The organism is Enterobacter sp. 04-C-12-SI-ECC, assembly GCF_047530715.1.
Taxonomy (GTDB): Bacteria; Pseudomonadota; Gammaproteobacteria; order Enterobacterales; family Enterobacteriaceae; genus Enterobacter; species Enterobacter bugandensis.
Window position 1 is genome coordinate 21,425 of the sequence record NZ_JBLKDI010000001.1, and the last position, 23,474, is coordinate 44,898.

Annotated in this window: 25 protein-coding genes and 3 tRNA genes; 16 read left to right on the forward strand and 12 right to left on the reverse strand. The window is 53.4% G+C overall.

What is annotated here, in order from left to right; genetic code table 11:
- Positions 1 to 136: 136 nt before the first annotated feature.
- Positions 137 to 550 carry a lipoprotein YedD gene (gene yedD / locus ACMWL8_RS00135; protein WP_045260349.1) on the forward strand — a complete coding sequence of 138 codons (414 nt, stop codon included), beginning with the start codon at positions 137 to 139 and terminating at the stop codon, positions 548 to 550.
- 102 nt (positions 551 to 652) lie between these two features.
- Here yedD and amyA read toward each other — a convergent pair whose 3' ends face one another.
- Genes amyA through fliD form a run of 4 tightly spaced genes read right to left on the reverse strand, consistent with a single transcriptional unit; the run spans position 653 to position 4,423 of the window.
- Positions 653 to 2,140 (reverse strand): alpha-amylase, encoded by a 1,488-nt coding sequence (gene amyA, locus ACMWL8_RS00140; protein WP_045260348.1) that lies wholly within the window; start codon positions 2,138 to 2,140, stop codon positions 653 to 655.
- A 52-nt stretch (positions 2,141 to 2,192) separates the two neighbouring features.
- Positions 2,193 to 2,567, reverse strand: coding sequence for a flagella biosynthesis regulatory protein FliT (gene fliT, locus ACMWL8_RS00145; RefSeq protein ID WP_045260347.1), 375 nt, complete (start codon positions 2,565 to 2,567; stop codon positions 2,193 to 2,195).
- A gap of 5 nt (positions 2,568 to 2,572) precedes the next feature.
- Positions 2,573 to 2,977 carry a flagellar export chaperone FliS gene (gene fliS / locus ACMWL8_RS00150; protein ID WP_045260346.1) on the reverse strand — a complete coding sequence of 135 codons (405 nt, stop codon included), beginning with the start codon at positions 2,975 to 2,977 and terminating at the stop codon, positions 2,573 to 2,575.
- A gap of 21 nt (positions 2,978 to 2,998) precedes the next feature.
- Positions 2,999 to 4,423: a flagellar filament capping protein FliD gene (fliD, locus tag ACMWL8_RS00155; protein WP_045260345.1), complete on the reverse strand. Its 1,425-nt coding sequence runs from the start codon at positions 4,421 to 4,423 to the stop codon at positions 2,999 to 3,001.
- 400 nt (positions 4,424 to 4,823) lie between these two features.
- Here fliD and ACMWL8_RS00160 point away from each other — a divergent pair, with 400 nt between their 5' ends.
- The 9 genes from ACMWL8_RS00160 to sdiA all read left to right on the forward strand — a co-directional run bounded on the left by ACMWL8_RS00160 (position 4,824) and on the right by sdiA (position 12,735).
- A complete protein-coding gene (locus ACMWL8_RS00160; protein ID WP_045260344.1) occupies positions 4,824 to 5,648 on the forward strand; it encodes a flagellin in 825 nt (274 codons plus the stop codon).
- Between the two features lie 62 nt (positions 5,649 to 5,710).
- Entirely contained in the window at positions 5,711 to 6,916 is a 1,206-nt protein-coding gene (gene fliB, locus ACMWL8_RS00165) for a flagellin lysine-N-methylase (RefSeq protein WP_045260343.1), read from the forward strand.
- Positions 6,917 to 7,045: 129 nt separating this feature from the next.
- Positions 7,046 to 7,765, forward strand: coding sequence for an RNA polymerase sigma factor FliA (locus ACMWL8_RS00170; RefSeq protein ID WP_014170714.1), 720 nt, complete (start codon positions 7,046 to 7,048; stop codon positions 7,763 to 7,765).
- Between the two features lie 54 nt (positions 7,766 to 7,819).
- Positions 7,820 to 8,371, forward strand: coding sequence for a flagella biosynthesis regulatory protein FliZ (gene fliZ, locus ACMWL8_RS00175; protein ID WP_028013680.1), 552 nt, complete (start codon positions 7,820 to 7,822; stop codon positions 8,369 to 8,371).
- An 86-nt stretch (positions 8,372 to 8,457) separates the two neighbouring features.
- On the forward strand, positions 8,458 to 9,258 hold the full coding sequence (tcyJ, locus tag ACMWL8_RS00180; RefSeq protein ID WP_028013679.1) for a cystine ABC transporter substrate-binding protein: 801 nt from the start codon (positions 8,458 to 8,460) through the stop codon (positions 9,256 to 9,258).
- Between the two features lie 107 nt (positions 9,259 to 9,365).
- The gene (dcyD, locus tag ACMWL8_RS00185) at positions 9,366 to 10,352 is read left to right on the forward strand and encodes a D-cysteine desulfhydrase (protein WP_045260342.1); all 987 of its coding nucleotides are present in this window, start codon (positions 9,366 to 9,368) and stop codon (positions 10,350 to 10,352) included.
- Positions 10,353 to 10,373: 21 nt separating this feature from the next.
- Positions 10,374 to 11,042 (forward strand): cystine ABC transporter permease, encoded by a 669-nt coding sequence (tcyL, locus tag ACMWL8_RS00190; RefSeq protein ID WP_028013677.1) that lies wholly within the window; start codon positions 10,374 to 10,376, stop codon positions 11,040 to 11,042.
- Positions 11,039 to 11,791: an L-cystine ABC transporter ATP-binding protein TcyN gene (gene tcyN / locus ACMWL8_RS00195; protein ID WP_028013676.1), complete on the forward strand. Its 753-nt coding sequence runs from the start codon at positions 11,039 to 11,041 to the stop codon at positions 11,789 to 11,791. Before tcyL ends, tcyN begins: the two co-directional genes overlap by 4 nt.
- Before the next feature lie 221 nt (positions 11,792 to 12,012).
- Complete coding sequence (gene sdiA, locus ACMWL8_RS00200) at positions 12,013 to 12,735, forward strand: transcriptional regulator SdiA (RefSeq protein ID WP_028013675.1); 723 nt, start codon at positions 12,013 to 12,015, stop codon at positions 12,733 to 12,735.
- 66 nt (positions 12,736 to 12,801) lie between these two features.
- Here the strand turns inward: sdiA and ACMWL8_RS00205 are convergent, their stop codons facing one another.
- On the reverse strand, positions 12,802 to 13,026 hold the full coding sequence (locus tag ACMWL8_RS00205; protein ID WP_014832453.1) for a DUF2594 family protein: 225 nt from the start codon (positions 13,024 to 13,026) through the stop codon (positions 12,802 to 12,804).
- Positions 13,027 to 13,490: 464 nt separating this feature from the next.
- Here ACMWL8_RS00205 and uvrY point away from each other — a divergent pair, with 464 nt between their 5' ends.
- The 6 genes from uvrY to ACMWL8_RS00235 all read left to right on the forward strand — a co-directional run bounded on the left by uvrY (position 13,491) and on the right by ACMWL8_RS00235 (position 17,028).
- Entirely contained in the window at positions 13,491 to 14,147 is a 657-nt protein-coding gene (gene uvrY, locus ACMWL8_RS00210) for a UvrY/SirA/GacA family response regulator transcription factor (protein ID WP_045260341.1), read from the forward strand.
- A complete protein-coding gene (gene uvrC, locus ACMWL8_RS00215) occupies positions 14,144 to 15,976 on the forward strand; it encodes an excinuclease ABC subunit UvrC (protein ID WP_045260340.1) in 1,833 nt (610 codons plus the stop codon). The genes uvrY and uvrC overlap by 4 nt, the downstream gene beginning before the upstream one ends.
- A 56-nt stretch (positions 15,977 to 16,032) precedes the next feature.
- On the forward strand, positions 16,033 to 16,581 hold the full coding sequence (gene pgsA / locus ACMWL8_RS00220; protein WP_041909393.1) for a CDP-diacylglycerol--glycerol-3-phosphate 3-phosphatidyltransferase: 549 nt from the start codon (positions 16,033 to 16,035) through the stop codon (positions 16,579 to 16,581).
- A 152-nt stretch (positions 16,582 to 16,733) separates the two neighbouring features.
- Positions 16,734 to 16,809: transfer RNA gene (locus ACMWL8_RS00225), tRNA-Gly, on the forward strand.
- A 46-nt stretch (positions 16,810 to 16,855) separates the two neighbouring features.
- Positions 16,856 to 16,929, forward strand: a tRNA-Cys gene (locus ACMWL8_RS00230).
- A 12-nt stretch (positions 16,930 to 16,941) separates the two neighbouring features.
- Positions 16,942 to 17,028: transfer RNA gene (locus tag ACMWL8_RS00235), tRNA-Leu, on the forward strand.
- Positions 17,029 to 17,252: 224 nt separating this feature from the next.
- Here the strand turns inward: ACMWL8_RS00235 and ACMWL8_RS00240 are convergent.
- The 7 genes from ACMWL8_RS00240 to ACMWL8_RS00270 form a co-directional block, all read right to left on the reverse strand.
- Entirely contained in the window at positions 17,253 to 17,705 is a 453-nt protein-coding gene (locus tag ACMWL8_RS00240) for a DUF3828 domain-containing protein (protein WP_045260339.1), read from the reverse strand.
- 1 nt (position 17,706) lies between these two features.
- Positions 17,707 to 18,066 carry a CHAP domain-containing protein gene (locus ACMWL8_RS00245; protein ID WP_045260338.1) on the reverse strand — a complete coding sequence of 120 codons (360 nt, stop codon included), beginning with the start codon at positions 18,064 to 18,066 and terminating at the stop codon, positions 17,707 to 17,709.
- 161 nt (positions 18,067 to 18,227) lie between these two features.
- Positions 18,228 to 18,944, reverse strand: coding sequence for an ABC transporter ATP-binding protein (locus tag ACMWL8_RS00250; protein ID WP_414751533.1), 717 nt, complete (start codon positions 18,942 to 18,944; stop codon positions 18,228 to 18,230).
- Positions 18,941 to 19,816: an ATP-binding cassette domain-containing protein gene (locus tag ACMWL8_RS00255; protein ID WP_045260336.1), complete on the reverse strand. Its 876-nt coding sequence runs from the start codon at positions 19,814 to 19,816 to the stop codon at positions 18,941 to 18,943. Before ACMWL8_RS00255 ends, ACMWL8_RS00250 begins: the two co-directional genes overlap by 4 nt.
- Positions 19,813 to 21,087: a high-affinity branched-chain amino acid ABC transporter permease LivM gene (livM, locus tag ACMWL8_RS00260; protein WP_045260335.1), complete on the reverse strand. Its 1,275-nt coding sequence runs from the start codon at positions 21,085 to 21,087 to the stop codon at positions 19,813 to 19,815. The genes ACMWL8_RS00255 and livM overlap by 4 nt, the downstream gene beginning before the upstream one ends.
- 11 nt (positions 21,088 to 21,098) lie before the next feature.
- On the reverse strand, positions 21,099 to 22,013 hold the full coding sequence (locus tag ACMWL8_RS00265) for an ABC transporter permease subunit (protein WP_045260334.1): 915 nt from the start codon (positions 22,011 to 22,013) through the stop codon (positions 21,099 to 21,101).
- Positions 22,014 to 22,112: 99 nt separating this feature from the next.
- Positions 22,113 to 23,234: a branched-chain amino acid ABC transporter substrate-binding protein gene (locus tag ACMWL8_RS00270; RefSeq protein WP_028013667.1), complete on the reverse strand. Its 1,122-nt coding sequence runs from the start codon at positions 23,232 to 23,234 to the stop codon at positions 22,113 to 22,115.
- Positions 23,235 to 23,474 lie beyond the last annotated feature (240 nt).

A 23,474-nucleotide genomic window follows, 5' to 3' on the forward strand; every position in this document is an offset into this window, starting at 1 on the left:
ACAAAACCCCGTTTAAACGGGGTTTTATCAGATGTCAGTAAACCTGTCCTTCTTGTGTTTAAGCCCCCTCGATCTTCGCTGGCAGCCTCAGCGCTTTAATGCCACAATATTTTTTTCTTCGAATGCAGGAAAGATGATGAAAAAAATAGCAATTGCTGGCGCGCTGCTGGCACTGACCGGGTGCGTTCAGGTCGATAACTATAATGACGTGATCAAGCATCCCGTCCCGGCGAACCTGGCGGGATACTGGCAGTCGAAAGGGCCGCAGAGCAGTCTGGTCAGCCCTGAAGCGATTGCCACACTGGTGGTGACGGAAGAGGGCGATACGCTGGACTGCCGCCAGTGGCAGCGCGTGATTGCCGTACCGGGTAAGATCATGCTGCGTTCAGACAGCTATTACAACGTCACACGCAAGCTGGATATCTATCCGCTGGATCGCGACGGCGCTACGCTTGAATATGACGGGATGGAGCTGCAGAAGGTTGACCGACCAACGGTGGAATGTGCGGATTACCTGAGCAAGAATCCGCTGGAGAGTAAACTGCCCTAAGGGTAAAAGCAAAACGGCAACCTCGTTGCCGTTTGTGGTGTTTGCGCCCTCTCCCTGTGGGAGATGGACGGGGTGAGGGCATCAGGCCGCACGTTTCCCGTTCTACAACGCATCCTCAATCACCCACACGCTGACGCTTCCCCCTTTACAGGTAAAGGTGCCTTCGCCATCCGCCGCCGTGGTGACCGTTTCTTCACGATTGCCGAGAAAATCACGCCACGTTTTGTTGCCGTAGTTTTCCCCCAGGCAAATCACCTTCTCGCCGTCATCGCCGTTCGACATCACCACCACGCAGCCGGGATCGTCTTCCGTGCCGCTGCGGCTGAAGGCGATGCAGTTAGGATGGTCAAAAAAGAGCGTCTGCACGCCGTGGGCAAAACGCTGGCGCGCGAGGATCAGCTCGTGAAGCTGCTCAATCACCGGCATATCAATATGGTACGTTTCACCGTCCCCTCCCGTATCGTCATAGCTTGCGCCGAACAGATCCGGATAGAAGACGCTCGGCACGCCGTTTTCCCGCAGCAGGATCAGCGCGTACGCCAGCGGTTTAAACCAGGCTTCGACCGGGGCTTCCAGCGCCTGCAAGGGTTGAGTGTCGTGGTTCGCGACGAGGGTCACCGCATGGAATGGGTCGGCCTCCACCAGCGTGCCGGTGAAGATCTGGCTCATGTCGTAATCCCGGCCCTGACGTGACGCCTCGTGGAATTTCATCTGCAGGGGGGCATCAAACAGCATGGTTTTACCGTCGACCTGGTCAATATAGGCCTGAAGTTTATCCACCTCGTGGGACCAGTATTCCGCCACGATAAACAGCGGCTGTTCGGCGACTTCCTGAACGTGCTCAATCCACTCTTTGTAAAACCAGGCGGGAATATGCTTGACGGCGTCCAGACGAAAACCGTCGCAGCGCGTCTGTTCCATGACCCAGCGGGCCCAGTATTTGATCTCCTCGGTGACGGCGTGATTGCGAAAGTCGATGTTTTCGCCCATCAGGTAATCGAAGTTACCCATCTCATCATCGACCTGGTCATTCCAGCCTTCGCCGGTGTAGTCGTTGACGATTTTAAAGATCCCGTCTTCATCCGGGTTTTCAATATGGTCGACGCCGCTGAAGCATTTGTAATCCCAGATAAACTGCGAATATTGCCCGGCGCGGGCGGGGAAGGTGTAGCGAGTCCAGGCCTCACACTCGATGATTTCATCATCAATTTGTGTACGGTCTTGTTCGTTCACGCGCTGCACGCGGACAGGCTCTTTCTCATCTGCCCCCATTTTGTGGTTCACCACCACATCCAGCAGGACGGCAATGTCGTTGCTTTTGAGGGCGTCGATGGCTTCCAGCAGCTGCGCTTTGTCACCGTATTTCGTGGCGATACTGCCTTTCTGGTCAAACTCGCCGAGGTCAAACAGATCGTAAGAGTCATAGCCAACCGAGTACCCGCCGGAAGCCCCTTTATACGCGGGCGGCAGCCAGATCATGTTGATGCCGATTTCATTAAGATTGGGGGCTAACGCCGTGACTTCTCGCCACAATTCACCGCCAGCGGGGTAATACCAGTGAAAGCATTGTAACAGGGTGGGGTTTTTCATCGTCCGTGCTCCAGAAGCCATATGGCAGACTTCTGGAGTATGGATGAAGAAATCATAATTGTGTGTCGCGGGTAACACTTTCTGGATAAAGAATATTCCCTGACAGCTTTCCATAGGTAGAGGTGATGGATTGCTGTTTGCCGGTCTGATCGATGAGATTACGCAGTTCGTCCATCCGCACTTTCAGCAGCGCCTTTAACGTATTCTCATTGTCGAGGATCATCTCCAGCAGCGCACGCGCTTGCTCAACCTGAGCCGGGGGGCATGACATGATGGGCGTTTGCGAAATCCTTTCCACCAGTTGAACGTAATGCATTTCCTGCTCAATAAGCGCATCCCATTGACCAGAATGTGCGAGATTTAGCATAGCAATGCTCTGAGCATGTAACGCCTGCCAGTGGCTAAGCGCTGCGCTGGGATTATTCATCAAAATTATCCTGAAATAGAGGACGCATTGGGGCCGATTTGCTTCCACGCATCCGCAATGTTGTTTAATAAACCCTCGACTTCAACAATTGCGTCTACGTCATTACTGACGTTCGCCAGTAATAAACGTCGAACCATATATTCGTACAAGGAGGCAAGATTACTGGACAGCTCGCTCTCAACCTCCATGTTCAGTCCTGCTTTTAAACCGTTGTCGATGATGTTAATGGCTTTCGATAACGCTTCGCCTTTTTCACGAATTTGTCCGGCTTCCATGAACAAACGCGCGCGGACGAGGGCGCTATGCGCCCCGTCGAACAACATGACAATCAGCTGGTGTGGACTGGCATTCATAACTGCGCTTTCTACTCCTATCTGCTGATAGGATTGAACACCAGAGGTCTTATACATATCCACTCCTGAAGGCTACGACTATTTTTGTGAGAACTGTTGGGTCAGATAGTTGGCCGTACTGGTCATTTTGGTGACTAATACGTCCAGGCTGGTGAACTGCGCTTTGTAACGCGCCATGGTGGCATCAATAGAGGCTTCCATAGAGTCGTAACGTTCGCCCAGGGTTTTCAGCGTTTTGTTGATACCGTCTTTCGCGTTCTGGATCACGCCCGCGCTGCCGGTGCTGGTGCTGAGCATGGTGGTCAGCGTGTTGTTCATCTGGGTCGCCAGACCGGTTTTCTTTCCGTCACCGATAAAGTACTGCTGTACGGCGGTCGGGTTGTCGGTCAGCGCTTTTTTCAGCTTATCGGAATCCACTTTGAGGTTACCGACCGTACCGTCTGCACCTTTCACCGGATCCTGGGTAATCCCCAGCTGAGCCATGATCTGAACGGAGCCAGCCTGAACTTCGGTCAGCAGACCGCGCAGCTGAGACTGGATCCCGCGCACGTTTGCATCACCCACCAGCGCGCCGTTGCTGGTGGACTGGCTGCCAGAACCTGCGTCGACCGGCACATATTTGGTGAGGCTGTTAATGGTGGACTGCAGCGAGTTATACGCGGTTACCCAGTCCGTTACGGCTTTTTGGTTTGCGTCCGTGGCGCGCGTCACTTCCAGCATTTCATCCGCTTTACTTTCTGCCTTCACGGTGAAGGTCATCCCCGGCAGCGCATCGGAAATGGTGTTCGATTGACGCTCAATCTTGATGTCGTTCACAACGACAATCGCGTTCTGGGCCGCGGTATTTACCGCCAGCGCGCCGGTTTTGGCGGTTGAGTCGTAGCCGATTACGCTTTGCAGCTTGTCGTCCCCGGTGACGCTGATGGTCATCTCGCCATCCGTACCGGTGGTTTTCGAGGAGAGCATCAGGCGGTAATCGCCGTCTTTCGCCTTGATTACGCTGGCGGTGACGTTGCCGTTCGCTTTATTAATCGCGCTCGAGATCCCGGCAAGCGACGTATCGCCATCGGCCAGGTTCACCTCTAAAGGCGTTTTAGTCCCCGGCTGGGTAATCGTAATTTTACGCGTCGTGCCGGTCGTATCGCCCAGCAGCTCCGTGTTGGTGGCATAGGAGCCCGTCGTGAGCGCCTGTGCTTTTGCCACCTGGTTGACATTAACCACATAAGAGCCGACGGATGCGTCTGCGGTCGTGGTTGCCGTAAAGGCCGTGTTGGTGCTGCTTACGGCGGTTGAGTTCCATGTGGTCGCTTTACCCAGCGCAGCGGTCGCAGTCTGCAGCGAGGTCATGGCACTCTGCAGCTTGCCGTACGCGCTTAACTGTGCGTTATACGTTGATTGCTGGGTAGTAATCGTCGTCAGCTTGGTTCGTTCTGCTGCATCCAACTGATTATATAATTCCCCGAGTCCTGCAGAACCTATCCCGAGGTTACTGATAGTAGCCATGCATATTTTCCTTAAATACGAAAGTAGTTCAGGACTCTTATCGGCCTCGAATAGTAAAAGTTTACGATGGTGAGAAAAAAATAATCCAAAGAATAGGCATGTCCTGGCGCGTTAAATGAAACGATTGCACTTTGGGATGATTTTTAGTGCGTCAATAACACAGATAAGTGTGTGCCTTTTTTGGCATATTCCGCGTAATAAAAAGCCGTAAATAATAACCTTATGATTAACCTTAATTGATTTTTTTAAAAATAAAACCATTAATAATCATTTGGTTATAATTTTTTCGAAATTGATTCTAAAGTCTTTTCGGGACCCGTCGATAACCTTGTTGACGGTGAGAGACGCTGTGAGTGTTAGGCACCGGACCTAAAACCCAATTTTTGAAGGAAAGAAAATTATGGCAGTTATCAATACTAACCTGTTGTCCCTGACTACTCAGAACAACCTGAACAAATCTCAGTCTTCTCTGGGCACTGCTATTGAGCGTCTGTCTTCAGGTCTACGTATCAACAGCGCGAAAGATGATGCCGCTGGCCAGGCGATTGCAAACCGCATGACCTCCCAGATTAAAGGAATGAACCAGGCAGCGCGTAACGCCAACGACGGTATCTCCATGGCGCAGACTGCTGAAGGTTCCCTGAACGAAATCAACAGCAACCTGCAGCGCATTCGTGAACTGGCTGTTCAGGCAACAAACGGTACTAATAGCTCGACTGACCTGGCCTCTCTGCAGGACGAAGTTAAAGCTCGTCTGGATGAAATCGACCGCGTTGCGGGCAAAACTGACTTCAACGGCATCAAACTGCTGGACGGTACTGCAGGTACTGCTGGTGTGGTTAAAATTCAGGTTGGCGTGAACGACGGCGACACCATCGATCTGGATCTGAAGGGTGCCAAAGCCGATACTACCGAATTGGGCGTGAAAGGTATCGATCTGTCAGCGCTGGCTGGTGGTGAGCTGAAAACTATCGACGATGCGATCGCTAAAGTTGATAAAGCACGTTCCGGTCTGGGTGCTGTGCAGAACCGCTTCACTTCTGCAATCAACAACCTGAACAACACCTCTAACAACCTGTCTGCTGCTCAGTCCCGTATCCAGGACGCTGACTACGCAACTGAAGTTTCCAACATGTCTCGCGCGCAGATCCTGCAGCAGGCTGGTACTTCTGTTCTGGCTCAGGCAAACCAGGTTCCACAGACCGTTCTGTCTCTGCTGCGTTAATTTTACGCATCAAACCCCGCTTCGGCGGGGTTTTTTTGTCTCTGAATTTTGAGGATCCGCCCGTGAAACAGATCGTTATTACCCAGCCTAAACTGGTCGCAGATTTTTCCTGTGTCGGTGGGGAATGCCGTGAACATTGTTGTCAGGGCTGGACCATCGCGTTCGATAAATCCTCCGTCAACCGCTATCTCAACAGTAAAAACGCGGCAATTCGCCAGACGGCGAAGACGGGAATTAAAGTTACCAAAAAACAGTACGGCCACTGGGGTGAGGTGATTTTCCATACGGAAAGTAAAAACTGCCCGTTTATGGATACGGAAAAGCTCTGTTCTATTCATAGCGCCATGGGCGCTCAGGCCTTAAGCCCGACCTGTTCGACGTTCCCGCGGACAAACCGGGTCTATAAAAATGAAATTGAAAAATCACTTAATCTCTCGTGTCCGGAAGTCACTCGACTGCTGTTGAACGATCGGGAGTCGATGGCGATGATGGAATCCATCAGCGTTCAGCAGGACGTGAATAATGCGCCAGCGATGGATTTGAAGATTAAGGTCATCAATCTCTTCTGCCAGAACCTCTTCAGCGTTGAAGCGGTGAGCGTTGAAGAACAAGTTTATGCCGTGGTTAAATTCCTCATGGTGGCTGAAAAGCTCGAAAACCTGGAAGAGAATATCAGCACGCTCGAAACGGTTTATTATTCGCTGGTGAACGAGCTGGTGAGCGGTAAAATCAAGACGGAGTTAGGCGGGTTTAATCAGAACTACAGCCTGAAATTCGCGTTAATCTCGCTCATCCAAAGCTACTTTACGAAGAAAGCGACGGCCCGCGGTGGCGCCGTATTAAACCGTTATTTTGATCAGCTTTATAAACAGTTTGAATCTGTCGATGACACCGTTTCGGCAGAAAAGGTCATGGAAAACATCGAGTCCGTCTGGCGCGATGTGGCGGGCGGTTACATAGCGGCAAACGATCACCTGTTTAAGAACTTTTTTAAATACAAGCTCTGGGAGCAGGGCTTCCCGCAGAGCAATGGCCGCAGCATGTTGAATAATCTTTATTTAATCGTTGCGGAGTTCTATTTTCTCAAATCGCTGCTTGCCGGTCAGGCCATCGCGGCGGGAAAAATTGAACAAGACAATATTATTGACGTTATTTACAGCTTCCACTCCCTGAGCCAGCATAATCAGGAAGCCGGAAAGCTCTTTCATCAACATATAGATAGCGTCAAATTGGGCGACGATCTTTCATTGTTACAACTGTTAATTTAGTCAGAAAAGTTGCCCCTGCTGCGGGCAACCTCAGAATAACCTCACTTTATCCCCCTTTTTCATCCAATTGAACGCCCTGCAGAATCGGATAATCATGCCGATAACTCAACTAACGCAGGGCTGTTTATCGTGAATTCACTCTATACCGCTGAAGGTGTAATGGATAAACACTCGCTGTGGCAGCGTTATGTCCCGCTGGTGCGTCACGAAGCATTGCGCCTCCAGGTGCGTTTGCCGGCGAGCGTGGAACTTGACGATCTGCTACAGGCGGGCGGTATCGGGTTATTGAATGCAGTTGACCGATACGACGCTCTGCAAGGAACGGCATTTACGACTTACGCAGTTCAGCGTATTCGTGGTGCGATGCTGGACGAGCTGCGCAGCCGCGACTGGGTGCCGCGCAGCGTTCGCCGCAACGCGCGCGAAGTGGCGCATGCGATGGGACAGCTGGAACAGGAACTGGGACGCAACGCAACGGAAACCGAAGTGGCGGAACGTCTTGGCATTGCTGTTGAAGAGTATCGTCAGATGTTGCTCGATACCAATAATAGCCAACTCTTCTCCTATGACGAGTGGCGCGAAGAGCATGGCGATAGCATCGAGCTGGTGACGGACGAGCACCAGCAGGAAAACCCGTTACACCATTTAATGGAAGGGAATTTACGCCAGCGCGTAATGGAAGCGATTGAAGCTCTGCCCGAGCGCGAACAGCTGGTGTTGACCCTTTATTACCAGGAAGAGCTTAATCTCAAAGAGATTGGCGCGGTTCTGGAGGTGGGGGAGTCGCGGGTTAGCCAGCTGCACAGCCAGGCCATTAAACGCTTACGAACCAAACTGGGTAAGTTATAGGTGATCCAATCACCCGAAAAATGCCGCACAACGTATTGACAACCAGGAGTTATCATGACGGTGCAGCAATCTAAAAGACGGCCTTTAAGCCGCTACCTGAAAGACTTTAAACACAGCCAGACGCATTGCGCCCACTGTAACAAATTACTCGATCGTATCACGCTGGTTCGCCGCGGCGAGATCGTGAATAAAATCGCTATCTCTCGCCTCGACACGTTAATGGATGAAGCCGCGTGGCTCGAAGAGCAAAAAGAGTGGGTGGCGCTTTGCCGTTTCTGTGGCGATCTCCACTGCAAAGAGCAAAGCGACTTCTTCGATATCATCGGCTTCAAGCAATTCCTGTTTGAACAAACGGAGATGAGCCACGGCACCGTGCGCGAATATGTGGTTCGCCTGCGCCGTCTTGGGCAGCATCTGAGCGTTAACAATATCTCTCGCGATCTGCTGAAGACCGGTTACCTGGATGAAAATCTGGAGCCGTGGCTGCCTGCAACCAGCACCAACAACTACCGTATTGCGCTGCGCAAGTATGCGCAATATAAGGTGCAAATGCCGGGTTCCGTGAAGCAGAAAGCGCTCGCCGGAACAACTTCTGATATATATTAAAAAAGAATAAGATGTAGCGCAGTCGCCTTTGACGTTGCAGGCGATTTCTCTACACTACGTAAAAATTCCACTATATCGGGGTATTTATGAAATTTGCACTTCTGGGTCGTCAGGCGCTGATGGGTGTTATGGCCGTCGCGCTGGTTGCGGGCATGAGCGTGAAAACGTTCGCCGCAGAAAACCTGCTGAATAAAGTAAAAGAGCGCGGTACGCTGCTGGTCGGGCTGGAAGGAACCTATCCTCCGTTCAGCTTCCAGGGCGATGACGGCAAGCTGACCGGTTTTGAAGTGGAATTTGCAGAAGAACTGGCGAAGCACCTCGGCGTTAAAGCCTCCCTGAAACCGACCAAATGGGACGGTATGCTGGCGTCACTGGATTCAAAACGCATTGACGTGGTGATTAACCAGGTGACCATTTCTGACGAGCGTAAGAAGAAGTATGACTTCTCCACGCCGTACACCGTGTCCGGTATTCAGGCGCTGGTGAAGAAAGGTAACGAAGGCTCCATTAAATCCGCTGCCGATCTGAAAGGCAAAAAAGTCGGCGTCGGTCTGGGAACTAACTACGAAGAGTGGCTGCGCCAGAACGTTCAGGGCGTGGACATCCGCACCTATGATGATGACCCGACGAAATATCAGGACCTGCGCGTAGGCCGTATCGACGCCATTCTGGTTGACCGTCTGGCCGCTTTGGATCTGGTGAAGAAAACCAACAATACCCTGGCGGTCGCGGGTGATGCGTTCTCTCGTCAGGAATCCGGCGTGGCCGTCCGTAAAGGCAACGAGGATCTGGTGAAAGCCATTGATTCCGCGATTGCTGACATGCAGAAAGACGGCAGCCTGAAGGCGCTGTCTGAGAAGTGGTTCGGGGCCGACGTCACCAAATAAGTCGGTGACCTGGAAAAAAGGCGCTTTTAAAAGCGCCTTTTTTATTTCTTACGCGTCTGCGTGCATAATGAAAAATATCACAATTTGTCTGAGTTACCGGAGAGTCCATGTCACTACAGAATTTAACGCGCTTTCCCCGTCTGGAATTTATCGGTGCGCCGACGCCGCTGGAGTACCTGCCGCGATTTTCTGATTATCTGGGACGCGATATTTTTATTAAGCGCGATGACGTGACGCCGATGGCGATGGGGGGCAATAAGCTGCGCAAGCTGGAGTTTCTGGCGGCCGACGCGCTGCGCGAAGGCGCGGATACGCTTATTACTGCCGGGGCCATTCAGTCCAACCATGTTCGTCAGACGGCCGCCGTGGCGGCAAAACTCGGTCTTCACTGTGTGGCGTTGCTGGAAAACCCGATTGGCACGCGGGCGGAAAACTATCTGTCCAACGGTAACCGTCTGCTTTTAGACCTGTTCAACGTGCAGGTGGAGATGGTGGATGCGTTGACCGACCCGACCGCGCAGCTCGACGATCTGGCGACGCGTCTGGAAGCGCAGGGTTTCCGCCCCTACGTTATTCCCGTCGGCGGGTCGAATGCGCTGGGCGCGCTGGGCTATGTGGAAAGCGCGCTGGAAATCGCCCAGCAGTGCGAGGGCGCCGTTAGCCTCTCGTCGGTCGTTGTCGCCTCCGGAAGCGCGGGCACGCATGCCGGGCTGGCGGTGGGGCTGGAACAGCTTCTGCCGGATGTCGAGCTGATTGGCGTGACGGTTTCCCGCAGCGTCGCGGACCAGAAGCCAAAAGTAGTGGCGCTGCAACAGGCGGTGGCAGAGCAGCTGGAGCTGAAGGCCAGGGCTGAGATCTTGCTCTGGGATGACTATTTTGCGCCGGGCTACGGCACGCCTAATGAAGAGGGGATGGAAGCCGTTAAGCTGCTGGCGCGCCTTGAAGGTATACTGCTCGATCCGGTCTATACGGGTAAAGCGATGGCCGGGCTTATCGATGGTATTGCGCAGAAACGCTTTAAGGATGAAGGGCCGATTTTATTTGTGCACACCGGCGGGGCGCCCGCGCTGTTTGCTTATCATCCTCATGTCTAAAAATCAGGTCGAAAAATAATAATGCAAGAAAGTATTCAACTGGTTATTGATTCCCTGCCATTCCTGCTGAAAGGTGCGGTATTCACGCTGCAGCTCAGTATCGGCGGAATGTTTTTCGGTCTTGTACTGGGCTTTGTACTGGCCTTAATGCGCATGTCGCCCATCCTGCCGGTACGCTGGCTGGCGCGCTTTTATATCTCCGTATTTCGCGGTACGCCGCTTATCGCTCAGCTCTTTATGATCTACTACGGTTTACCGCAGTTCGGCATCGAGCTGGATCCGATCCCGGCGGCGATGATTGGCCTGTCGCTTAACACGGCGGCCTATACCTCCGAAACCCTGCGCGCGGCGATCTCGTCGATTGATAAAGGCCAGTGGGAAGCGGCGGCCAGTATCGGGATGACGCCGTGGCAGACGCTGCGACGCGCCATTCTGCCGCAGGCGGCGCGGGTAGCGCTTCCGCCGCTGAGCAACAGCTTCATCAGCCTGGTGAAAGATACCTCTCTGGCGGCAACCATTCAGGTGCCGGAGCTGTTCCGTCAGGCGCAGCTCATTACCTCGCGCACCCTTGAAGTTTTCACCATGTATCTGGCCGCCTCGCTGATCTACTGGGTGATGGCGACGGTGTTGTCTGCTCTGCAAAACTACTTTGAAAACCAGCTTAACCGCCAGGAGCGTGATCCAAAATGAGTGCAATTGACGTCAAAAACCTGGTGAAAAAATTCCACGGGCAAACGGTGCTCCACGGCATCGACCTGGAAGTTGAGCAGGGCGAGGTCGTGGCGATTATTGGCCCGAGCGGGTCGGGGAAAACCACGCTGCTGCGCAGTATCAACCTGCTTGAGCAGCCGGAAGGGGGCACCATTCGGGTTGGGGAGATAACGATTGATGCCGGTAAATCCATCAGCCAGCAGAAAGGGTTGATTCGCCGCCTGCGTCAGCATGTTGGCTTTGTGTTCCAGAGCTTCAATCTATTCCCGCACCGCACGGTGCTGGAAAATATTATTGAAGGACCGGTCATTGTAAAAGGTGAGCCCAAAGAGGAAGCGACGGCACGCGCCCGCGAGTTGCTCGCCAAAGTCGGGCTGGCAGGGAAAGAGACCAGCTATCCGCGCCGCCTGTCGGGCGGGCAGCAGCAGCGCGTGGCCATCGCGCGCGCGCTGGCGATGCGCCCTGACGTGATCCTGTTTGATGAACCGACCTCCGCGCTCGATCCAGAACTGGTGGGTGAGGTGCTGAACACCATCCGCCAGCTGGCGCAGGAAAAACGCACGATGGTTATCGTGACCCATGAAATGAGCTTTGCGCGCGACGTGGCGGACAGAGCCATCTTTATGGACCAGGGGCGGATTGTGGAGCAGGGACCGGCGAAAAGCTTATTTGCTAACCCTCAGCAACCGCGAACCCGTCAGTTCCTGGAAAAATTCCTTATGCAGTAGCATTTATGCACTCATTTGCTCCAGAAAGTTCTTCTGGAGCAAATTATTCTCGCTCTTCGCCTTAAACGGTGTTCTTTTATTCTACCCGAACAGAATAATCCTTATCCATAGCACAGTTAATTGTGCTTGTGCCGATATTTTGTAGTTAGAAATAAGTTTTATGTGTTAGGTTATATTCACCATAATAATGATTATCTTTTCAGAGGCTTCTTTTAGTAAGTATGAAGGATTCAGACTTTTTCACCTGGCGACGGGATTGCTCCCTGCGGTTTCAGGAATTGACCTGTGCCGCCGAGGTATATCATGAACTTCAGCGACAAACTCAGGCGCTGGAATTCGATTATTACTCACTCTGTGTGCGCCATCCGGTGCCGTTTACGCGGCCTAAAATTGCTGTGCATGCCACTTATCCGCAACAGTGGCTGGCGCAATATCAATCAGAGAACTATTTCACCATCGATCCGGTGCTAAAGCCGGAGAATTTCATTCAGGGGCATTTACCCTGGACGGACGAATTATTTGCGGATGCTCAGGAATTATGGCATAGGGCGCAGGACTTCGGTCTACGTTCGGGAATAACGCAGTGTCTGATGCTGCCTAATCATGCGCTCGGCTTCCTCTCTGTTTCCCGTACTCGCGCGCAGGAAGGGCCGTTTGCCGGCGAGGAAATAGAGTTGCGGCTGCAGATGCTGGTGCAAATGGCATTAACCGCGCTGCTGCGTTTTGAAGATAAGATGGTTATGCCGCCTGAGATGAAATTCAGCAAACGCGAACGAGAAATTCTGAAATGGACCGCGGAAGGGAAGACGTCGGCGGAAATAGCGATCATTCTCTCTATTTCAGAGAATACGGTTAACTTCCATCAGAAGAATATGCAGAAAAAATTTAATGCGCCAAACAAGACGCAGATTGCCTGTTATGCGGCGGCTACGGGACTGATCTGATTAGAGAGTACGTTCTGCGTGACAGACGAGTGGACGGCTGAATGCACTGCATCCAGCCGTTTTTTGTTACTGGCGGTACGCTTGTTTGATTTGCTTAACGGTGTTAGCAAATACGGCCGATTCCGCCTGGTCTTCCATCTGCGCGATTTGTTTTTCCATTTTAATGATCACACGACCAGCATCAGCCTGGCCCATCGCCTGCAGCATCAGCGTTAGCAGCGCTTTCAGGCAGTTTACTTCCTGTGCCAGTTCCTGGTTATTCTCCGCAGTGGCAAATTCAGGTGTGCTCATTTATTTTCCTCATTATTAAACGGCGCTAAAGCGCGACGACGAAAGTCAAGGCGGCGGAGTATACCACAAGCTGCAGCAAAAAATGCAGCGGTTGTTTTTCGTACTTTTACGCCAGTGTTTATTTGCGTAAACAGAGCCAGCCGGTAAACTGATGCTCTGGTACGGCTATTAATTGTTTGCGCCTGGTTTACTCGCCGTTAATTATTGTTACAAAAATTGAGAAGAGTTTTTCCGCGAGGAAAGCGTGCAAGCTTTTTGTAACTTTTTGAATACAGATGCTTAAAAATAGCCGCAAAAGCTCTGATGGCAAGGGCTCTCTTTCCATGGACTGTACAGGCTAATTTCCAAAAACGAGAGCAAAATCGAATAGCCGATTTTTTAACGTTTTAATCTTGTGATGAAAACCGTTAATATAAGCCAAATTATCACTCAGTAGCGTTATCCCTATTCTGGAGACATTTCCTTTGATCAACGTCCTTCTTGTTGATGACCACGAACTGGTGCGCGCAGGGATACGACGCATTCTTGAAGATATTAAAGGTATTAAAGTTGCCGGTGAGGCGTGCTGTGGGGAAGATGCCGTAAAATGGTGCCGCGCAAACTCGGCCGATGTGGTGCTGATGGATATGAATATGCCCGGTATCGGTGGCCTTGAGGCAACACGCAAAATCGCGCGTACCTTTGTTGATACAAAAGTCATCATGCTGACCGTGCATACTGAAAACCCGCTTCCCGCGAAGGTGATGCAGGCGGGGGCAGCTGGTTACCTGAGCAAAGGCGCAGCACCGCAGGAGGTCGTCAATGCTATCCGTTCTGTATTTGCCGGGCAGCGTTACATTGCCTCCGACATTGCGCAGCAGATGGCGCTGAGCCAGATCGAACCCGAGAAAACGGAATCACCGTTTGCCAGTTTGTCTGAGCGTGAATTGCAGATTATGCTGATGATCACCAAGGGTCAGAAAGTGAATGAGATCTCAGAGCAGCTGAATCTCAGCCCGAAAACGGTCAACAGCTACCGTTATCGTATGTTCAGTAAACTGAACATTCATGGTGATGTTGAACTGACTCATCTGGCCATCCGGCACGGTTTATGTAACGCGGAGACGTTGTTAAGTCAGTGAGTGATGTATTCGATTCAAAAGCATTTCTGAAAACCGTAACCAGCCAGCCAGGCGTCTATCGGATGTATGACGCTGGCGGTACGGTTATCTATGTGGGGAAGGCCAAAGATCTTAAAAAGCGTCTTTCCAGCTATTTCCGCAGTAACCTTGCCTCCCGTAAGACCGAAGCGCTGGTCTCACTCATTCAGAATATTGATGTCACCGTGACGCATACCGAGACGGAAGCGCTGCTGCTTGAGCACAACTATATTAAGCTCTACCAGCCGCGCTATAATGTGCTGCTGCGGGACGACAAATCCTATCCGTTTATCTTTCTGAGTGGTGACACCCATCCGCGCCTGGCGATGCACCGCGGCGCAAAACACGCGAAAGGGGAATATTTCGGCCCCTTCCCGAATGGCTATGCCGTGCGAGAGACGCTGGCGCTGCTGCAAAAAATCTTTCCGATCCGCCAGTGTGAAAACAGCGTCTACCGCAACCGCTCGCGCCCGTGTTTACAGTACCAGATTGGGCGTTGCCTTGGCCCCTGTGTTGCCGGGCTGGTCAGTGAAGACGAGTATGCGCAGCAGGTGGAATACGTACGCCTGTTCTTAGCTGGCAAAGACGATCAGGTTTTAACCCAGCTGATCGCCAGAATGGAAAAAGCCAGCGCCGCACTTGAGTTTGAAGAGGCTGCGCGGATCCGCGACCAGATCCAGGCGGTGCGCAGAGTCACTGAGAAACAGTTTGTCTCAAATACCGGCGACGATCTCGACGTTATTGGCGTGTCCTTCGACGCCGGCATGGCCTGCGTGCATGTGCTGTTTATTCGCCAGGGCAAAGTGCTCGGCAGCCGCAGCTATTTCCCGAAGGTGCCTGGCGGCACCGAGCTGGGTGAAGTGGTGGAAACCTTTGTTGGCCAGTTTTATCTTCAGGGCAGCCAGATGCGTACGCTGCCCTCGGAGATCCTGCTCGATTTTAGCCTTGATGACAAAACCCTGCTGGCCGATTCGCTTTCCGAACTGGCCGGGCGTCGGGTCAATGTTCAAACCAAACCGCGCGGCGACCGTGCACGCTATCTGAAGCTGGCGCGGACCAACGCGGCGACGGCGCTCACCACTAAACTGTCCCAGCAATCGACGGTTAACCAGCGTCTAACCGCGCTGGCGACGCTCCTGAAGTTGCCGGAAGTGAAGCGAATGGAATGTTTCGATATCAGCCATACGATGGGTGAGCAGACGGTGGCGTCCTGCGTGGTATTTGACGCCAACGGCCCGCTGCGCGCCGAGTATCGCCGCTATAACATCACCGGCATCACGCCGGGTGATGACTATGCTGCCATGAATCAGGTGCTGCGCCGTCGCTACGGTAAAGCGATTGAAGAGAGCAAGATCCCGGACGTGATTCTTATCGACGGTGGGAAAGGGCAGCTAGGTCAGGCGAAAGCGGTATTCGAGTCGCTCGACGTTGAGTGGGACAAAAACCATCCGCTGCTGTTAGGCGTGGCAAAAGGGGCCGATCGTAAGGCCGGTCTGGAAACGCTGTTTTTTGAGCCGGAAGGTGAGGGCTTCAGCCTGCCGCCGGACTCCCCGGCGTTGCACGTAATCCAGCATATTCGCGATGAGTCGCACGACCATGCCATCAGCGGCCACCGCAAAAAACGGGCGAAGGTCAAAAACACGAGCACGCTTGAGACTATTGAGGGCGTTGGGCCAAAACGCCGCCAGATGCTGCTGAAGTATATGGGCGGATTGCAAGGATTACTCAACGCCAGTATGGAGGAAATTGCAAAAGTGCCGGGTATTTCGCAAGGGCTGGCAGAAAAGATCTACTACTCGTTGAAACATTGAGGGCTCTGTAGCAACATAGAGCTAAATTTTACTGACAACAAATAGTTACCGTCACTATGCAATATAATATCCCTACGTTGCTCACTCTCTTTCGTGTTGTACTCATTCCGTTCTTTGTGCTGGCGTTTTACCTGCCGGTCGTCTGGGCACCGTTCGCCTGCGCATTGATCTTCCTTATTGCAGCGGTAACTGACTGGTTTGATGGCTATCTGGCGCGCCGCTGGAACCAGAGCACCCGTTTCGGCGCCTTTCTCGATCCGGTAGCGGATAAAGTGATGGTCGCGATCGCGATGGTGCTGGTGGCTGAGCACTATCATACCTGGTGGGTGACGCTGCCCGCCGCAACTATGATTGGCCGTGAGATCATCATCTCTGCGCTGCGTGAGTGGATGGCGGAGCTGGGGAAACGCAGCAGCGTCGCGGTATCCTGGATTGGTAAAGTGAAAACCACCGCGCAGATGGCCTCGCTGGTGTGGATGCTCTGGCGTCCGAACGCCTGGGTTGAGTGGGCGGGGATTGGCCTCCTGTGGGTGGCGGCAGTGCTGACGCTGTGGTCAATGCTGCAATATTTGAACGCTGCGCGTGGGGATTTGCTTGATCAGTGATCGTTTCGCCGTAATTTTCAGCAAACAATCCAGACAAGCAAAAAATAACGTTGACTCATCACGTCATATCAGTAGAATGCAACGCATCGAACGGCGGCACAGCAAGCCGGACGATAATGAAATCAAGTGGTTAGCAGTTAACTTGATAACATGCGGGAATAGCTCAGTTGGTAGAGCACGACCTTGCCAAGGTCGGGGTCGCGAGTTCGAGTCTCGTTTCCCGCTCCAGATTAAAGACATGCGCAATTGCGGGTGTCAGTTAGAAAAGTTTTACGGCGCGTTAGCAAAGCGGTTATGTAGCGGATTGCAAATCCGTCTAGTCCGGTTCGACTCCGGAACGCGCCTCCACTTTCTTCCCGAGCCCGGATGGTGGAATCGGTAGACACAAGGGATTTAAAATCCCTCGGCGTTCGCGCTGTGTGGGTTCAAGTCCCACTCCGGGTACCATGGGAAACAAAGAATAATCAAAGCAATAAGCAGTGTCGTGAAACCACCGAAAGGTGGTTTTTTTGTGCCTGAAATCCGCTTTCTTGCATCATTGTTATTATTCAGTTATTCAGTTATTCAGTTATTCAGTTATTCAGTTATCCAGAGCGAAGGTGTATTTGTCGGCGATACGACAGGGATTCGCGAAGATGCATTGCATCAGGACCCCTGTCATATCGCCGATATCATTCTGCGCTCAGGTTGTCAGAAATATTCACGCTTGCCACGGACTGAACTTTCCATGCGCCATTTTCTTTGACCATGCAGTCAATCACGGTGTGATCCCGCTTTTTACCGAATGATATATACACCTGCATGCATGCGGCATCGTAATCTAATGCCCGCACACTGACGATGCCCCAGTCATCATCATATCCCTGGGCCTTTATGAACATATCGACGTCAGGCACGTCATATTCATCCGGATCCAGCTTATCCATGGCTTTGAGTTTGCTGATTGTTTCGCGGGTAACGTATCGGCTCAGCGCTTCATAGTTTTTTATTGGCTCTTTCCCGCTAAGAATCTGCGAGATGTACCACTTATTAAACTGAAGGGCGGCGGATGCCTCAGGGGGTAGCTTCTGTGCAGCTGATACGAGAGTGGGCAGAAGCAGGGCAGCAAGAATTATTTTTTTCATGTTAGTCATGCCTGTATATTGCATACGCTGGCTTTACTTCCCGGTATTCTTTTCCCGGATACATTGTTCGCTGAACAAAATCAGAGTACCAGACGCCGTTCCCGCCATAGATGCATGCATGGCCATAGGGGTGGTGGGCTGTAGGCTGGATCACTGCCACGTCACCCTCAACAGGCTCGCCGTAAATCTGATGGAAGCCAGCCAAAATCAAATTGCTTTTCATATCCTTAGCATAATGTGTGTTCTGCAGATTAGCACCGACAGCGCGAATGGCTTTTGAAACAAATTCTGCACATCTTTTCTGGCTATGCTCGCCCGCATGCTGGCGGGCGTAAACTGCGGCTTTATGGGCACTCCACATAATTTAATCCCTTATAGAATTAATGGTTAACAAGGGAAACATTACGCCTGTAAGTTGCAGTTTTTTGTAAATAAGGGTGAGCGGAATTAAACCACTATCTGTTTGGATAATGGTGTTTGGTTAATCCATACGGCATCTTTATGCCCGCTATAGCGGGCGTTTTAATATCCGCCCAAATACACCTTCCTCACCTCCTGATTTCCCAGCAGCTCCTCGCCGCTGCCGCTCAACCGGATCTGCCCGTTAACCATCACATATCCGCGGTCGGAAAGCTTCAACGCATGGTGCGCATTCTGCTCCACCAGAAAAATGGTCATGCCGTTGAGGGCCAGCTCGCGCAGCGTCTGGAAGATCTGTTTCACAACTATCGGCGCTAAGCCCAGGCTCGGTTCATCCAGCAACAGCAGCCTGGGACGGCTCATCAGCGCCCGGGCGATCGCCAGCATCTGCTGCTCCCCGCCGGACATGGTCATCGCGCGCTGCTTGCGCCGCTCCTTGAGGCGAGGGAACAGGTCGAACATGGTTTGCATATCTTCAGCCGCAAACCGGTTGCCGATGGGGATGGTTCCCATCAGCAGGTTCTCTTCGACGGTCATATCCGGGAAGACACGCCGGCCTTCAGGCGCCTGCGCAATGCCGCCGGAGGCGACGTAGTGGGTGGATTGATGGCTGATGTCGTCGCCACTGAACAGAATCTGCCCGCTCCGGATGCGCGGCTGGCCAAAGATAGACATCAGCAATGTGGATTTACCCGCGCCGTTCGCGCCAATCAGCGCCACGGTCTCACCTTTATTGACCTCCAGGGAGACCTGCTTCAGCGCCTGAATGGCGCCGTAGAACACATCCACCTTGCGAAATGCCAGCAGCGGTTCGGTCATAGGGTCACCTCGCTTTCGTCCGTACCCAGGTAGGCAGCAATCACTTTTTCATCATGCTGGATCTGTTCGGGTTTCCCTCTGGCAATGACATCGCCGTGGTCGAGCACGATAATGTCGTCCGAAATCTCCATCACCATCCCCATATCATGTTCAATCAGTAAGACCGTGATGTCATGACGATCGCGCAGGAAACGAATAATGCTGCTCAGCTTATGCGTTTCGACCGGGTTAAGCCCAGCGGCGGGCTCATCCAGACAGATCATCTCGGGCCCGGTACACATTGCCCGCGCGATCTCCAGACGCCGCTGCTGCCCGTACGACATCTCTCCCGCCAGGCGATTGGCGCACTCCACCAGGTCCACCACCTCCAGCCAGTAGAAGGCCCTGTCCAGGGCATCGCTTTCCGCCCGCCGATATGCCGGTGTGTTTAAGATCCCGGCGAGCAGATTGCGGTTAACGCGCATATGCTGCGCAACCAGCAGGTTTTCCACGACAGACATCTCGCGAAAAAGGCGGATGTTCTGAAAGGTGCGCGCCAGCCCGGCGCGGTTCACCAGGTGCGTTCCGCCAAACATTTTGTAGAACAGGCGCTGCCCGAACTGTGCGGGGTTAATCCAGTCGCCCGGCTGGAATTTTTGTCCGAGGACCTGAATAACGTTGGTCGTTTTAGTGCGGGTAGAAAATAAAATATTGCCGCCGGAAGCCTTATAGAAACCCGTCAGGCAATTAAACACGGTTGTTTTTCCCGCTCCGTTTGGCCCGATAAGGGCGGTAATGGAGCCGCGCTGCACGTCCAGATTAACGTCGTTAAGCGCCTTAATCCCACCGAAGTGCATCATCAGATGTTCCACGCGCAATATCGTTCCGTTCATGGCGCCACGCCCTTACGCACGGCAAACCCGCTGCGGTTAATGCGGATCAGGCCGCGTGGACGCCAGATCATCATCACCACCATCAGCATGCCAAACAGCAGGACGCGGTACTCCGCAAAACTGCGCAGCAGCTCCGGCGTTACCGTCAGCACGAAGGCGGCAAGCACCACGCCAAGGGTAGAGCCCATGCCGCCCAGCACCACGATGGCGAGGATCAGCGCGGATTCAAAGAAGGTAAAGGAGGTCGGATTCACAAACCCCTGATAGGTGGCGAAGAACACCCCGGCAATCCCCGCGGTCGACGCGCCCAGCGTAAAGGCGGAGAGCTTCACCAGGACATGATTCAACCCCATCGAGCGGCAGGCAATTTCGTCTTCTCGCAGGGCTTCCCACGCCCGGCCAATCGGCATCCGCGTCAGGCGATGTTTGACGTAGAGCACCAGCATCACCACCAGAAACAGTACGGTATAGATAAAGATAAACTTCATGTTCGGGTTGTAGGTCAGGTGGAAAAACTCGTGAAAAGGCACGCCGCCTTCTTTCGCGCGTCGTCCAAATTCCAGGCCGAAAAAGGTGGGGGGAGGGGCTGACACGCCGTTTGGCCCCCCCGTGAAGGTCAGCCAGTTGTTCAGGATCAGGCGAATGATCTCCCCGAACCCGAGGGTGACGATCGCCAGATAATCGCCGTGCATGCGCAGTACCGGGAAACCGAGCAGGGCACCGGCAGCGGCGGCCATGATTGCCGCCAGCGGCAGCATGCTCCAGAAGCCTAACCCCAGATACTGGTATCCCAGCGCCAGACCGTACGCGCCAATCGCGTAGAAGGCGACGTACCCCAGGTCCAGCAGGCCGGCCAGCCCCACGACGATGTTCAGCCCCAGACCAAGAAGCACGTAGATCAGCCCGAGAATGGCGACGGTCAGTACATATTTGGTGGCGACAAACGGGAAGCAAACCGCAAGCGCAATCACCAGAGGGATAATCCAGCGCATGCGGCTTTTGTAGTCCGGTGGCCTAACATAGACGCCCGCGTTATCGGCTTCGAAGCGCGCCTGGAAACGAGCGCCCGCGGCGGTACCCAAAAAAGCGCTCAAGAGAAAACGCCCCAGCATTACAATGCCGACCATCCAGGCCAGCCGTTGTCCGGCAAAGTTAAAGCTGTACCCGTCCAGCACCACGCCGGCAATCGGGCCGAAGATAATCAGCGCAATCAGCCCGGAAAAAATCGCGTCCAGAACGCAGCGCTTTAGAGAAAAACCGTGCGATGTCATCATTCTCTTCCTCACACTTTGGCCACAACCGGACGCCCGAGCAGACCCTGGGGCCGGAAAATCAGGATCATGACCAGCAGGCCAAACGAGAAGACATCTTTATAATCCGAGTTCACCATGCCCGAGAACTGGGCTTCCGCGACGCCAAGGATTAGGCCACCGAGCATGGCGCCGGGCAGGGAACCGATACCGCCGAGCACTGCCGCCGTAAAGGCCTTAATGCCAATCACAAACCCGACGTAGAAATCAAAGGTGCCGTAATTCATGGTGATGAGCACGCCCGCCAGGCCGGCCATCGCCGCGCCGATAACAAAGACCAGGGAGATAATCCGGTCGGTGTTGATCCCCAGAATAGAGGCCATTTTGCGATCCTGCTGTACCGCGCGGCACATCCGCCCCAGCCGGGTATGGTTGATTATCCACGTAAGCACCAGCATGCCGGCAAACGAGGCGAGCAGAATAAACACTTTGGTGTAGGTTATCTGCACGAACCCGTCGCCTAGATGCAGTCGAATCACGCCGTCGAGCATGGTCGGCACCCCTTGCTGGCGCGGGCCCTGGCTCAGCTGGGCGTAGTTTTGCAGGATAAGCGACATCCCGATGGCGGAGATAAGCGGCGCCAGGCGCGTGGAGTTGCGCAGCGGCCTGTAGGCGATACGCTCGATAGTCCAGCCGTACACGCCAGTTACCGTGATGGTGAACACCAGCGTACCCAGAATCAGCAGGGGGAAGGATTCAAGCCCGAAGAAAGAGAGCAGCGCCAGACCAATGGCGCAGAGATAGGCGGAAATCATATACACTTCGCCGTGGGCGAAATTGATCATCCCGATAATGCCGTACACCATGGTGTAGCCGATGGCGATCAGGCCGTAGACGGAGCCCAGCGTTAAGCCATTGACTAACTGCTGCAGGAAGAATGTACTCATCTTAGCGCGCTCGTTTTATAGGCTGCGCGAGGCGCGCAGCCTGATGTTTATTACGCGCCGACGGGCAAGCCCGCCGACGTTGAGCGTGACTCCGTCCCGTTACTGCACTTCCTTATATTTTCCCTTGTCGTCCCACTGGTAAACCACGTAGTCAGACACTTTAAGGTCGCCTTTGCTGTCCCAGGCTTTTTTGCCCATCACCGTGTCGACAGAATTGGCTTTCAGCCACTCGCTGGCTTTCGCGGAATCCTTGCCGCCGGTGGCCTTGAAGGCTGCGGCAATAGCCTGTACGGAGGCATAGGAGTAGAGGGTATAACCTTCCGGCTCGAATTTACCGGCGCGGAATTTGTCGATAACCGCTTTACCGTCCGGGATCAGGCGCGGATCTTTACCAAAGGTCATGTAAATGCCGTTGGTATATTGCGGGCCGCCCGCTGCCGTCACCATCTCTTCGTTGACAATGCAGTCGCCGGAGAAGAATTTCGCCTGCACCCCCTGTTCACGCATCTGGCGAACCAGCGGGCCAGCTTCCGGGTGACAGCCGCCGAAGAACACCACGTCCGGTTTTTGCGCGCCGATCTTCGTCACCAGCGCGTTAAAGTCTTTTTCACCGCGGGATAAACCTTCATACATCACATCCTTGACCCCGCGCTTCGCCAGCGCCGCTTTGGTGGCGTCTGCCAGCCCTTGTCCATAGGTGTCTTTATCGTGAATGATGACCACGCGTTTGGCTTTCAGCTTGTCGATAATGAAGTCGCTGGCGACCTGACCCTGCTGGTCGTCGCGGCCGCACATGCGGAACATGTCGCTCATGCCGCGTTCGGTGATCTGCGGGTTAGTTGAGCCGGGAGTAATCGCGATGATGCCCGCGTCGCTATACACCTCGGAGGCGGGCATGGTGGAAGAGGAGCAGAAATGGCCGACCACGGCGTTGACCTTATCCTGGTCGACTAAGCGGTTGGCGACGGCCACCGCCTGCTTAGGCTCGCAGGCGTCATCCCCCTGAACCAGCTTGATCTTCTCACCGTTAATACCGCCTGCGGCGTTAATGTCTTCGGCGGCCTGCGTTGCGCCGTGCCAGTACTGATCGCCGTAGGTGGCATTAGGGCCCGTGAACGGTCCGGCGACACCGATCACGATATCTGCCCGGGCGGAAAATGCCGTTACCAGACAACCGGCCAGCACAAGAGAAACAGGCGTTTTGATAAATTTCAGCGACATTATTATGTTCCTTAGCAAAGAGGTTTTTGCACCACGGCGTAAGCCTGAACGCCCAGGGCGCAGCCAATCCAAAAACACGAGCAAGAACAAAATGCACTAAACGAACGGCATCCTGCGTGATACGGCGAGGTTTCCATGCGCAGCGTCGCGCGAAGAACAGCAAGCAAAAACGTTGCCAGAATGGTTAACCCCTTGACGGGGTTATGACATGTTTGAGTATAGAGCGCCGCGTTATCCCGC